We start from the raw sequence: 13,616 nt of genomic DNA on the forward strand, positions 1-13,616 counted from the left end.
GGTTGTACCTGGGGCGATCGCTTCACCAGTAAGGGCTTGACTGGCTCCTGACAGACCGAAGCTATGTAAGATTGCGGCGGTCTTTTGTTTGCTCACTTTAAAGTTTGACCATTCGCTGTGACCCAAATGTTGAATCGCTTAGAGCGTCCTAAGCAAACCATTCTGGTTGTGGATGATGACGCGAATATTCGTCGGATTTTGGCAACTCGCCTGTCTATGGTGGGCTATACCGTTTCAACAGCCGTTGACGGCGCAGAAGCGCTCACCAGCTTTCGTCAGCAGGCTCCCGATCTCATCGTCTTAGATGTCATGATGCCTGTAATGGATGGATATGGGGTTTGCCGCACGTTACGCAAAGAGTCTGCTGTGCCCATTATTCTCTTGACGGCTCTGGCAAATGTCGCCGATCGCATCACGGGTCTGGAAGCGGGTGCCGATGACTATATGGTGAAGCCGTTTTCACCGAAGGAATTAGAATCCCGCATTCGCTGTATTCTACGTCGAATCGATAAACCGAGCGAGGAGGGGACGATCGACGGAGTGCTGGAGGTTGGTTCGCTGCGCCTCGAACCGCACACGCGCAAAGTCTACAAAAACAATGTTTTGATTCGGCTGACCGATATGGAGTTTAACGTGCTGAAGCTGCTGGTGAGTCAGGCGGGTAACTGCATTTCTCGGCTGGAAATCCTAGAAAAGGTGTGGGGCTATAACCAGCCAGGGTTAGGTGATGTCCGCATTGTGGATGTCCACATTTCGCGCTTACGAGAAAAGCTGCAAGTGTTGCCGGATGGCTCTGAATCAACGGAGTCGATCGTGACGATTCGGGGCAAGGGGTATGTGTTTTCTCGCGCGGAGGGATGAGGGATGAGGGATGAAGGATAAAGTTGACCGCTGTAGCTTGCTTCCCTTAGGAGTGAGAATTAAATAAAATCGGCTTTTGTAGGACGTGCTAGGCGCTAGCCGTAACGCATCACCAGCCTCGGAGACGATGCGTTACGCGGTGCTAACACATCCTACGCAAATATTCGGTTTTATTAAATCCACGATCCTTAGGGTTAGCTGACTTCTGACTTCTAACTTCTCATTCGCAGTATCGCTTGTGCGTAGGAGTCGCTATAGTGTCCATTGATCACGTTATTTGCCCTATGACTGCTGCTTTCAGCCAACTCCAAATTTTTCTTGATGTTGCGACAGAAGCTGTTCTGGCAGCCGGAACCGTTTTGCAAACCTACTGGGGCAACCTGGAAGCGATCGAGGAAAAAGGTCGCCCTGGCGATTTGGTGACCGAGGCCGATAAAGCTGCCGAAGCTATCATTTTGCAGGTGTTGCATCGCCATGTGCCCGATCACAATATTTTGACGGAAGAGTCGGGGCAGTTGGGAAACCAGGAGAGTTCCTGTCTGTGGGCGATCGATCCCTTAGACGGTACAACCAACTACGCTCACCAGTACCCTGCTTCAGCCGTTTCGGTAGGCTTATTGATCGATGGGGTGCCGCAAGTAGGCGCAATTTTTGACCCGTCTCGCCAGGAACTCTTTCGGGCGGCTAAAGGGCTGGGAGCAACCTGCAATCGACGAGCAATCCAGGTCTCCAAAGCGGCGTCGCTGGAAAAAAGTTTGTTGGTGACGGGCTTTGCCTACGATCGTCGCCAAACAATCGACAATAACTATGCTGAATTTTGCCACCTCACGCACTTGACTCAAGGGGTTCGCCGTAGCGGTTCTGCTGCCTTGGACTTGGCCTACGTGGCGTGTGGTCGCTTTGATGGCTATTGGGAACGCGGACTCTCACCCTGGGATATTGCTGCTGGCATTGTGCTGGTTGAAGAAGCCGGGGGAATGGTGACGGCCTACGATCACAGCCCAATGGACATTCGATCGGGCCGCATCTTGGCAACCAATGGGCCACTGCATCCTCAGTTAAGCGAAGCGCTGCGAACCGTGCCGCCGCTATCGAGTTGGAAGTAGGGAGTGGGCTAAAGGTAAAAGCTGACTCCTGGCTTCTGACATCCCGAACGCAGAACTCTCTGATGAAGCGGAGATAAAGCGATCAGTTCTTAATTTTTGATAAGCTACACTCGCTTTCAGCTATTACACTAGAAGGAATTTCATCGACAGGCAATTAGTTGCACCATGTCTTTCCAAATCGCTCGTGGGCTGTTTCTTTTAGACTTCATCGATCATCACGCCATTCTGGGAGTGCCAGTGGATGCTGAAATCAAGGACATCCGCAAGCGGTATCTTAAAATCGCCCGTCGGCTTCATCCAGATAGTGCGTCGTCTGAGACAGAGGCGTCTCGGCTACAGGCAAGCGATCTCTTGTCAAAGCTCGTCAATCCTGCCTGGGAGAAGCTGTCGCAGGAGCGCGATCGTAGTGAATATATGATCGTGCTGAAGCTGAAGGGACAACAAGCGTTGCGACAGCAAGGCGAACTTGTACTCGGCCCCCTAGCGAAGCAGCTTTCTACCTCGACTAACCCTGACCATTTCTATATCAATTCGCTCAAAGATTTGGCAGCGCAGCAATACGAACTGCTCGATCAAACGCTGGAACTAACGGCGCAAATCAGCGAATTGAACCTGGTTTACTTAATGCGGAAGGAAGCCAAGGGTGAACTCCAAACGGGCGAGAAAAAATCCTCGCCCCCCCAGAGTTCAGAAGCTATGCCGCCCACTGCGCGATCGCAAGCTCCGGTAGCCGCTCCGCCACCAGTCCGAGAATCTCAGGCTGACCAATATTACCGACGTGCCGAAGGATTTGTTGCCAAGAACAACTTTGCTCAGGCCATTTTGGAACTGCGAGAGGCTCTGCAAGCTGATCCAAACAACAGTCGTTGCCATAGCTTGATGGGAATGATCTACCTGAAGCAAAATCAAGGGACAATGGCAAAGATTCACTTCAACAAAGCTTTGCAGCTTAACCCACAAGACACAATGGCACACGAAGGGATACAACGCCTGGAACAAGCACAAAAGCCTGCTAGTAAGACCACAGGCTCCACCGCAAAACCAGGAGCACCAAAAGAGACTTCAGGTAAGAAACCAGACGACAAAGCGGGTGGTGGTCTTTTTGGTCTTTTTGGCGGGAAGAAGAAATAATGGTGTACCAACCACCAGCGGGAGCGAGAGATCTGCTGCCCTTGGACGTGACTCAAAAACGCTGGATTGAAGATCGCCTCCAGCAAGTCTTTCATCGCTGGGGCTACCACCGTATCATCACGTCAACCTTGGAGCGACTGGATACGCTAATGGCCGGGGGGGCAATTCAGCGATCGACTGTCATCCAGCTTCAGGACTCAGACGATGAGCAGTTGGGTTTACGCCCCGAATTAACGGCTTCGATCGCCCGTACAGCAGCAACTCGTATGGCAGGCTCTACGCACCCGTTGCGCCTGTACTACAACGCCAACATCTTTCAGCGCGCGCAGGAAAGCAGCTACAGCCGTCAGCAGGAGTTTTATCAGGCAGGTGTAGAACTCTTAGGCACGGGCGGGTTGCTTGCCGATGCCGAAGTGTTGCTACTTGTAGTGGACTGTCTCCATAGTCTGGGGTTGCAGCAGTGGTCGATTATTTTAGGAGAAGCCGGACTCACGCGATCGCTCCTCTCCGTCTTCCCGTCGCCCTTGCGAGACAAAGTACGCAAAGCCATTGCCAAGCTCGATCGTATGGCGTTAGAAACCATGCCCATGTCGGCAGCCTTGCGTGAACGAGCGCTCCTGCTGCTTGACTTGCGAGGCCGTCCCGCCGATGTACTACAACGGATCGCCACTCTGGATCTCGATCCGGCTCAGCAACGTGCCTTAACGAACCTGAAGTCGCTGGTTGACCTGTTGGAAGAAAGCGATCGCCTACCTTCACGTCCCACTCCCCACTCCCCACTCCCCACTCCCCACTCCCTCATCCTCGACCTCAGCCTCATCCGCACCCTCGACTACTACACAGGGGTTGTCTTTGAAGTAGTCAATACCAGTGAAGCCGGACAGCACGTGTTGGGGCAGGGCGGACGCTACGACCAACTTTTGGGGTTGTACCATCCTGAAGGGCAAACCTATCCCGGCATTGGCTTTGCTCTCCAGCTTGAGCATTTGCACCAGGTGTTGCTACCTACAGGTCAACTGCCCCAGCAGACGCCCAGTAGTGATTGGCTTGTGGTGCCAGAAAGCCATCAGGCGTATGCAGCGGCGCTTGTATATGCTCAAACCCTACGCAATGCCGATGCCGTCAGGGTTGAGCTTGACCTGGCAACCCGTTCTACAGAAGACGCTCACCGTTACGCGCAACATCGCCGCATTACCCAAATCGCTTGGGTAAAGCCTGATGGCAACGCCACAGTTGAAACTGTGAACCCGTGATCATAGAGTAGTTAATTGTTGGTTAGCTGTTAGCCTCACTCCTTTCTAACAACCAACCACTTTTCTGATATGCCCTTTCTTGTATGCCTGCAAGGCTTTAGGGCTTTACAACCAACAACCTTAGAGAAAACACTGTGTCGCATACAATCGTTACGAATACCTGTGAGGGCGTTGCTGACTGTGTGGATGCTTGCCCCGTTGCTTGCATCCATCCCGGTCCTGCCAAAAATGCAAAGGGTACGGACTGGTACTGGATTGATTTCGCTACCTGCATCGACTGCGGCATTTGCTTACAGGTTTGCCCCGTAGAAGGTGCGATCGTGCCTGAAGAACAACCCGACTTACAAGAAACGCCAAAGTAGGGATCGAAGATTGGCGCTAATTGAGCGGTCAGCCGTCAGCGGTCAGCCGTCAGCGTAGAAGGTTTGAGTTTTGAATTTTGAATTGCCCCCCTGCCTCCTCAGCTTCCCTGGCTCCCTCTGCTTCCCCTGCCCCTTCTGCCCTCTGCCCTCTGCCTTTCCTCCCCCTTCCCATGCCTGACTCTTCTCCTCTCCTTGAAGTTCAAAACGTCTGCGCCGGGTACATCAAAGACCTGGATATCTTGCAGGGGGTTAATTTCAAAATTCATCCGGGTGAGTTGGTGGCAGTGATTGGGCCGAACGGTGCTGGTAAATCGACGTTGGCGAAAACCATCTTTGGTCTGCTAACTCCGCATACGGGCAGTATCGTCTTTAAGGACAAGAGTATTGCAGGGCTGAAGTCTGACCAGATTGTGCAGCTTGGCATGGGGTATATTCCTCAGATTGCCAATGTGTTTCGCTCTCTCACCGTAGAAGAAAACCTGGAAATGGGAGCTTTTGTGCGCCATGTGCCGCTGCAACCGCTCAAGGAGGAAATTTTTGCCACGTTTCCAGCGCTAGCAAATCGGCGTAAGCAACGAGCAGGAACCCTTTCGGGAGGGGAGCGCCAAATGCTGGCGATGGGTAAAGCGTTGATGCTCAAACCAAGCTTGCTTTTGCTCGATGAACCCTCCGCTGCACTATCACCGATTCTGGTCAACACGGTGCTTGAACAAGTAAAGCGCATTAACCAGAGCGGGATGGCGATCGTCCTAGTGGAGCAGAATGCCCGTAAAGCACTGGAAATGGCCGATCGAGGGTATGTGCTTGAAGCCGGACGCGATCGCTTTGAGGGACGCGGCATTGATTTATTGAACAATCCCAAAGTTGGCGAACTATACCTGGGTGCAACGACGGCTCATGAATGAGAGTGAGCACCTTCTAAAGCGTTTCTATACCCCTTCTTCGCGGTCACTTTTCACTGAATGTCCATATCCCATTCCAATGATCAGGAATGCCTCGATCGCGCAAAATCTCCACTCGTTCAAGGTAGTGTTGGGCGGTTTTATCCCTAGGGTGGGCGGTAATCACGTTCTTAAAGGACTTTCTTGCGCTAGCTAAATCGCCCGTGCGGTAGTGCTCTATTCCCTGTTCAAAATCTGATTGAGTCTGAAGTTTGAGCGATCGCACGGCTTCACATTCGCCATCCAAAATTTCGTAGACCGCGATCGGTTCACTGCGGCCTTTGACGATCGCCCGGTCTAGAAAGCGAATCTGGTATTTTTCAGGGTGACTGAGATGGTCTAAGACCTGTCCAGAGATCAGCAACGATACGCCATAGAATTTCGTTAAGCCTTCCAGCCGTGCTGTGAGATTAATGGCATCGGAAAAGGCGTCGCCCTGCATTCGGTTTGCTTCGCCGACCATGCCCAGCATCATTTGGCCTAAATGAATGCCAATGCCCACTCGAATGGGTTGAGCAGCAGATGATTGCCGTGCTTCGTTGAAGCGATCGACGGCTTTAAGGGTTGCGACTCCGGCTGCCAAACCATCATCAGCACCTTCTGGAAAAACAGCCATCATGCCATCACCCAGGAATTTCACAATTAAGCCATGATGGTTACGGATTTCAGGGCTAACCTGACTGAGATAGGAATTCACAAAAGCAAAATTCTCTTTTGCCGTCATGCTTTCAGACAGGGTGGTGAAGGAGCGAATATCAGAGAACATGACACCCATGACTTTGCTGACATGATCGCCTAACTGCACATCAGTAATGCTTTTTTTGCGGAGAAAGCGGAGGTAATCGTTAGGAACAAAGCGCTCGTAAGCGGTGAGAAGCTCCTCAAGCTGTTGATTTGCCTCCAGCATTTCTTGTTCACGCGCTTTGACGGTTCTCACCATGTTGGTAAACACCCGCGCCAGTTGTCCCAACTCATCGCTGCGATCGGCCACTTCAATCAACTTATCCGGTTGAAACGCATCACGCTCTACATCTGAGGCCGCTGTTGTCACCTTCCCCACCTGCTCAATATAGGCAGCCTGCCGTAGAATTTCTGCCTTGAAGAGGGCTTCTGCTTCTTGCCGCTTCAGGAAGTTTACATACGCTTTGGAGTGATACCGAATGCGTGCGATGAGTTCTCTGGCATCCGGTAGCTTGACCAGATAATCATTTGCGCCTAAGGCAAAGGCTTTGGCCTTAATCACCGGATCTTCTTTGCTGGATAGCACAATCAAGGGTGTGTGGCATGTGGACACATCTTGGGAACGCAAAAATTCCACCAGCAGCAATCCATCCATCTGCGGCATGACTAAATCTTGCAGAATGACGGTAGGCTGGCAGTTTGCAGCCGCTTTCAGCGCATGAGTTGGGTCACTACAATAGTGAAAGGCAATGTCGATTTCAGAAGACAGCATGCGCCGAATGGCTTCTGCAATGATGGATTGATCATCAATCAGTAGAACTGTAATGTGTTCGTCCATGAAGAGTGTGGGAGCGTGGGAGTGTGGGAGTGATGGGATAGAGATGGAATAACGATTAACGGGCGGGTTTGAGCGTTTGTAACAAAGCTGTGGCGATCGCCTCTGGAGGCAATACTGCTATGGCTGCATTCAATTCCACAGCCGCTTTTGGCATACCGTAGACCACACAACTTGCTTTATCCTGAGCAATGGTGTGCCAGCCGCACGATCGTAGCGCCAACAGTCCCTCTGCGCCATCACGCCCCATTCCTGTGAGCAGCACAGCCGTGCCTCGTTGCGTGGTGCGATCGGCCAAACTTTTGAAAAGGACATCTACTGAGGGGCGATAGGGATAGTCGATCGGGTCTCTGATATAGCCCAATGTGAGATCGGGCTTGATATACAAATGATCGTTAGTACCTGCAACCAGCACCGTACCTGCTTCCAGAGGTTCACCCGCTTTTGCCACCCGGACAGGCAGACTAATTTGCTGGTCTAGCCAGGAAACCAGCCCTGCGGCAAACTGAACATCCACATGCTGCACGACGACGATCGCGGCCTTGCATCCCACAGGCAATTTCGACAATACCGTTGCCAGCATTTTGGGGCCACCTGTAGAAGACCCAATGGCAATGATGGGAGGGGTAGAGAAGCGAGGACTCGATCGCTCAAAGGCAGTTGACTTTGATGGAACAAGCGTTGATGAAATCGGTCTACTGGTTGGCGTGACGGGCCTAATTAACTTGCGAAGAGTGGCAATTTTAGCAAGGAGTGCTTTCGCGGATTGAGTGCTATCAGCCGCGTTGAGAATAGGCGTATTCACCGCATCCAGAGCACCGTGACACATGGCTTCATACACACGACTGACGTGCTTTTCGGTGCTGGATGTCACCACTAAAATACTACAGGGCGACTTTTGCATGATTTGGCGGGTAGCTTCAACCCCATCCATCACGGGCATCAACAAATCCATCAAAATCAGATCGGGTGTCTCTTGGGCGCAGCGAGTGACGGCTTCTAACCCATCTTTGGCTGTCCAGATGATGTCATAATCGGGGACTGTTTGCACTACTCGCCGTAAGGCCGCAACAGCAATGGCTAAGTCGTTGACGATCGCGATTTTCATGTCACTGCCCAATTAAATCCACGACTGCCTCAACAAACGTGTCATCTTGAAAGCTGCTTTTGGTTAGATAGTAGTCGGCTCCCGCTTCAAGTCCTTGCAGTCGGTCTTCTTCACGATCGCGGTAAGACACAATCATAATGGGCACAGACTGTAAACGCGCGTGCCCTTTCATCTGACGGATCAGTTCAATACCATTCATCTTGGGCATATCCACATCGCTAATGACCAGATCGTAATGATTGGTGCGAGCGGCACTCCAGCCATCGGCTCCATTAACCGCAATATCAACCTTATAGCCTCGATTCTCCAGGATTCTTCGTTCCATTTCACGAATGGTAATGGAATCATCCACAACCAGAATTTTCTTGCGCTGATCCTGGTTTGGCTTCATTGGAGTGACACCAACTTTTGCCAGAGTTTTATTGCTGAGCAACGCATCCATCGATCGCACCATATCTGACACATCCACAATCAACACGGGTGTTCCATCTGCCAGCAGAGATGTCGCACTGATGTCCGGCACTTTACCCAATCGAGGATCAAGCGGTCTGACCACTAAATCGCGCTCACCCAAAAAGCGATCGACCACTAACCCGTAAGCATTGGCTTGATCACTAATGACCACGATGGATAGGGCTTCAGCCTGTACTGTTGGTTCTGGTAGCTCCAGGACTTGATAGGCCGGAATCAACCCGATCGTCTGCTGGTTCATAGTGAAATATTGACGATTTTCCACATCTGAAATCTCTGAGCGAACGATCGTCAACACATGATCAATGCGGGCTAAAGGAACAGCATATGGGTTTCCCGAAAGCTCAACGAGCAAAGTACGCACGACTGATAGGGTCAATGGTAGTTGGAAATAGAAGCTCGTTCCCTTCCCAACCTGGGAAACTGCGCGCACCGTGCCTCCCACATCTTGCGCCATACTTTTGGCAATATCCAGCCCAACCCCGCGTCCTGAGATTTCTGTAACCTGCTTCGCGGTAGAAAACCCAGGCAGAAAAATGAACTCTAGCAGTTCAGCCTCTTTCATCTGCGCCACCATTTCTGGCGTTGCTAGCTTCTTGCTAAGCACTTTTTGACGTAGCCATTCAGGATGAATGCCGCATCCATCATCTGTGATGGTAATCGCTAACATGCCACCCCGATGAAAGGCTTCTAAGCGAATGGTGCCTTCAGCAGGCTTAGCAGCAGCAAGACGCTCTTCGGTGCTCTCAATCCCATGATCAGTGGCGTTACGCAAAATGTGGGTCAGCGGGGCCTCCAGCTTTTTGAGAATGTCTCGATCGACGGGAGTGGCTTTGCCTGAGATCTCCAACCGCACCTGCTTATTCAACTTCCGTGCCAGATCGCGAATCATGCGTGGAAAGCCCTGTACCCCATCAGCAAACGGGCGCATGTGGGATGTGATCACTTCCCGGTAGAGCCGATCGGATAGGTTTGCCGTGCGTTGGGCATAAAGTTCTAACTCGTTCAGGCGATCGCTCAAAAAGCCAAGACACTCTTGTTCTTTTTGACGTGCCTGGTCTAAAAAGTCCCTGCTATCCTGAGAAAATGTCTCACGATCGAGGGTATCCTGCAACTGCTCCAGCGTTCGTGAGAGGTTTACCAAGCGCCACTTTAACGACATCATGGAATCGGCATGGGGTTGCAGCCAGTTCGCTTCAATCAGTGATTCACCTGCTAAACCCATAATGCGATTCAGATTTTCGGCACTGACCCGCACCACGCGATCTTGAGCAGGTACTGGTTCTGCACCAGCCTCCGATCGTTCTGATGGCAGATGATCTGCTGGAGCGATTCCATTCTGATTAATCGATACTGTCGAGATGGATTCAGGTGCTGGTGCGATCGAGGTGGACGCTAAAGGCTGCGGAGGCGATGATACAACGGAACGTGCCGCACCAGGGTTCAGGATGTTGGCGAGGCGTGACCGCGTGTGGCTAAACGCAGTTTCTTGATGCGCTAACCAGTGCGGGATCTCTGCATGACTTAACTGACTGATGCCTTGCAGCAAATCCGCCCCTTGCAGCAACACATCCACACGATCGGAATTCAACACAAGCGTCTTTTGTTGAGCCGCGACAAAACAGTCTTCCATCACGTGCGCCAGCTTCACAACAGACTCCAACGCCAAAATGCGGGCAGATCCTTTAATCGAATGGGCAGCCCGCATCAACGTTTCTAACGCCTGCACCGAATGTTCCTTGCTTTCCAGTGCCAGCAAGCCATCGTTGAGAATTGCCACTTGAGCTTCAACTTCCAGCCGGAAGAGATCCATCATGGAGTCATCCATATTAGCATCTGCCGCGAATGTAGATGTGGAAGCGGATGCAGCATTGAGATCGGAGTTCAACACGTGATCAACCAGCAGATCATGAGCCGCTTCCTGAGTTATGGCTTCCGTTCTTCTATCTTCTCCATTGCTTTTCTCTGCTGACTGCTGACTGCTGACTGCTGACCGCTGATTCCCCAAACCTGCGATCAAACCCATCGTTTTCTGCGTTGTTGCCAAATCCCAAGCATGTTCTGTCATCCAATGATCCATCTCGGTTTCTGGTGAACGACTGAGACTGAGAAGCAAGTCCCCTGAATGGAGCAACACATCAATATGCTCATCGTCCAATGTGATGGTTTGTTGCTCAGCAGCAGCAAAGCACTCCTTCATGTGGTGAGCAAGATGTGCCGCTGCTTCTTGCTCGACGAGGCGAGCCGTTCCCCATAGGGAGTGAGCCGATCGCACCGCGCGATCGATTTCTGCGAGCGCAGATGGCTGCGTTTTAAGCATCGCCAAACTTTGCTTCAGGATGGCAACCTGGGTATCCACCTCACGACGAAATAAATCTAGTTTGGAGTACGCGCTCATAGTCACTTTATTGCCTACAACATTTTGTGATTGAGCGTGTAGAACAGCAATTCAGAATCTAGATAGTTGACCTTTTCTCCATCCCAGTGAATGATACCCTGGGTATATGACTCAGCCGCCTTGGTAATCACAACAGGTGCCTCGTGTAGCTCATTGTGATGAAAGCGATAGGTGCCATAGACTTCATCGACTGGAAAGACCCATTTCCCTTCTGGCACTCCGGCAACCATCATGCGCTTGCTGTCGGTCTGAAGCGCTGATTCCTTTAAGCAATCCACATTAAGTAAATGGCTGAGCGAGGCACACAGCAGCGTTTCTCCCCGAATGTTGACGAGTCCTAGAAAGAGATCATTACTGCGATGGGGCAGTGGTTGAATCGCACAGGGATGGGTCACTTCTTGCAAAATTCGCACAGGCAGGGCGAGTTTCTGATTTTCCAGGCGAAAGATCATGATTGAGATGGTTTCCTCTACCGGAAGGATCATCCCATTGCTATCAGCAGCGCCTGAATTCGTGGTTTCTGCCAGAATGTGAATCCACTCATCTACATAACCTGGTGGAGGTTCTCGCTCCAGTAGGCTATCGCCCACTGCTGCATATACTGGGCAATCGTGACAGTGAATCACAGCTTTGAGTTCATCGCACGAGCGATTACCCATCACTCCAATTTGATTCCAACAATCATTGAGGGAAGGGGGAGGGGGTGTGGAATCTACGATCGTGGATGGATAGGGCATGGGGGAGGAATAAAGGATGAGGGATAAAGGATAAAAGCTGACCGCTAAACCAACTCAAAACTCAAAACTTTGACTTCTGATTTCTGACTTCTGACTTCTGAACTCAAAACTCAAAACTCCTACCGCTGTGACTCTACTTCCGCGTAATAGCAGCCTGTAAGCCTCGCGCGGCATCGTCTAATTGATCCAGGGCGTTGTTAGTTTCACGCAAGGCATCGGCGGTTTGTTCAGAGGCTTGGCTGAGTTGTCCCATCGCTTCGCTGATTTGTTGTGCGCCTTCGGATTGTTCTTCAATGCTTTGCCCCACTTGTTCAAAGCGAGGCGGTAAGCTTTGCACTTTACTGATGACATCACCAATCTGGTCACTGATCTTGCTAACACGATCGACACTATCGGTCACGGATTTATTGAATTTATCCATTTCCATCACGCCAACGGTGACAGCAGACTGCATATCTTTGACAATTTGCTCAATTTCTAACGTGGCGACCGCTGTTTGGTTTGCCAAGCGTCGAATTTCACGCGCAACAACGGCAAAACCCGCCCCATATTCTCCGGCTTTTTCAGCTTCGATCGCTGCATTTAGTGACAAAATGCTGGTTTGATCGGCAACCTTTGTGATGGTGATAACCACATTATTGATATTGTTTGCTTTGCTGTTCATCACACCCAGTTTGGAGGAAATGGAGGTGGTCGCTTCAAGCAATTGCCGCATAACCCCTTCCATATCACCCAGTTCATCCTGGCTATCGTTGGCGGCGTGGGCGGTTGCCTGTGCCATGTTGGCGACCTGATCCATTGTCTGCACCAGCGTTTTGGAGGTGGCGGCAATTTGGTGCGAGGTGGCAGTGACTTCATTCGTCGAAGCCAGTTGTTCTGCGACGGTGGCTTCTAGCTCTTTCCCAGAGGCGGCAATTTGGGTTGCGGAGGTGGTAATTTGCACCACCGATTTTTGAATGCGACGGGTTAACGCCTTACTGAGAAAGCGCCCCAACCCAATCGCGGTCAGTGGCCCAATCACCATCGCTGCCAGTGCCCAAAACCACGATCGTTTCACCGCTAGATTTGCCACAGCTTCAGCGTTATTAGCAACATCCTCATTTATTTTCAAGTCCTCTACAATTGATGTAGCGACAGCTTCAAAGTTAGTCCGACTGGTTCTAATGCGATTGCGTAGTTGATCGAGCAGCTCAAAGGCTTTGCGTACCGTGACGTATTCGGGAGTATCTGTCTTACCCTGACGCTGAAGCTCAAGTAGGCGGTCAGAGGGATGCAAGATACCAAGAGCCTCAAATTGCTGATCTAATTGAAGAAAGGCTTCATGGTCAGTCTTTGACCGATTCCACTGGTCTAAAAGCTGCTTGTAAACGCGGTTTTCTTCAGGCGATCGGGGTGCCGTATCGTATTGTTTGAAGCCATTATCAATCTGATTCCAGGCTGCTTTCATACGGATAATTTCAGCTTGCCGTTCTTGAGCGGTTAACCCAGAAATCATCAAGGCCCGCTCAGAGGATTCAATCTGGGTTTTCCCTTCATTGACTTTCCATAACCCCATCAAGCTTGGCAGGCTATTGTTGGCTAATACATTGATACTGTTGCTTAAGTGGAAAGTGGAGATCAACCCAACGGCGGCGACGACAAGCACCAGTCCGCCCATAAACAGAAAAGCAGACGTAATCCGTTCCTGTAGTGTTTGATTCTTAAAGATCGTGCTGACCATAATTAGGTGCCT

General features: G+C 51.1%; 11 protein-coding genes. 6 read left to right on the plus strand and 5 right to left on the minus strand.

Annotated elements, in window-relative coordinates; genetic code table 11:
* The first annotated feature begins 126 nt into the window (after window positions 1-126).
* From rpaB to AC5JLP_RS34840, 6 genes are all read left to right on the plus strand, one after another.
* Window positions 127-861 carry a response regulator transcription factor RpaB gene (gene rpaB, locus AC5JLP_RS34815; RefSeq protein ID WP_496072538.1) on the plus strand — a complete coding sequence of 245 codons (735 nt, stop codon included), beginning with the start codon at window positions 127-129 and terminating at the stop codon, window positions 859-861.
* 284 nt (window positions 862-1,145) lie between these two features.
* Window positions 1,146-1,967, plus strand: coding sequence for an inositol monophosphatase family protein (locus AC5JLP_RS34820; RefSeq protein ID WP_496072467.1), 822 nt, complete (start codon window positions 1,146-1,148; stop codon window positions 1,965-1,967).
* Window positions 1,968-2,132: 165 nt separating this feature from the next.
* A complete protein-coding gene (locus tag AC5JLP_RS34825) occupies window positions 2,133-3,098 on the plus strand; it encodes a J domain-containing protein (RefSeq protein WP_496072468.1) in 966 nt (321 codons plus the stop codon).
* Complete coding sequence (locus AC5JLP_RS34830; RefSeq protein ID WP_496072469.1) at window positions 3,098-4,351, plus strand: ATP phosphoribosyltransferase regulatory subunit; 1,254 nt, start codon at window positions 3,098-3,100, stop codon at window positions 4,349-4,351. The genes AC5JLP_RS34825 and AC5JLP_RS34830 overlap by 1 nt, the downstream gene beginning before the upstream one ends.
* 134 nt (window positions 4,352-4,485) lie before the next feature.
* Entirely contained in the window at window positions 4,486-4,713 is a 228-nt protein-coding gene (locus tag AC5JLP_RS34835) for a ferredoxin family protein (protein WP_496072470.1), read from the plus strand.
* Window positions 4,714-4,883: 170 nt separating this feature from the next.
* Window positions 4,884-5,618, plus strand: coding sequence for an ABC transporter ATP-binding protein (locus AC5JLP_RS34840; protein WP_496072471.1), 735 nt, complete (start codon window positions 4,884-4,886; stop codon window positions 5,616-5,618).
* Between the two features lie 43 nt (window positions 5,619-5,661).
* On the opposite strand, the gene AC5JLP_RS34845 is transcribed toward AC5JLP_RS34840, so the two are convergent.
* The 5 genes from AC5JLP_RS34845 to AC5JLP_RS34865 all read right to left on the minus strand — a co-directional run bounded on the left by AC5JLP_RS34845 (window position 5,662) and on the right by AC5JLP_RS34865 (window position 13,604).
* Window positions 5,662-7,173: a response regulator gene (locus AC5JLP_RS34845; RefSeq protein WP_496072472.1), complete on the minus strand. Its 1,512-nt coding sequence runs from the start codon at window positions 7,171-7,173 to the stop codon at window positions 5,662-5,664.
* Window positions 7,174-7,228: 55 nt separating this feature from the next.
* Window positions 7,229-8,278 carry a chemotaxis response regulator protein-glutamate methylesterase gene (locus tag AC5JLP_RS34850; protein WP_496072473.1) on the minus strand — a complete coding sequence of 350 codons (1,050 nt, stop codon included), beginning with the start codon at window positions 8,276-8,278 and terminating at the stop codon, window positions 7,229-7,231.
* Window position 8,279: 1 nt separating this feature from the next.
* Complete coding sequence (locus tag AC5JLP_RS34855; RefSeq protein WP_496072474.1) at window positions 8,280-11,147, minus strand: hybrid sensor histidine kinase/response regulator; 2,868 nt, start codon at window positions 11,145-11,147, stop codon at window positions 8,280-8,282.
* Between the two features lie 14 nt (window positions 11,148-11,161).
* Window positions 11,162-11,884: a chemotaxis protein CheW gene (locus AC5JLP_RS34860; protein WP_496072475.1), complete on the minus strand. Its 723-nt coding sequence runs from the start codon at window positions 11,882-11,884 to the stop codon at window positions 11,162-11,164.
* A gap of 133 nt (window positions 11,885-12,017) precedes the next feature.
* Entirely contained in the window at window positions 12,018-13,604 is a 1,587-nt protein-coding gene (locus AC5JLP_RS34865) for a HAMP domain-containing methyl-accepting chemotaxis protein (RefSeq protein WP_496072476.1), read from the minus strand.
* Window positions 13,605-13,616 lie beyond the last annotated feature (12 nt).

The organism is Stenomitos rutilans, assembly GCF_059505485.1.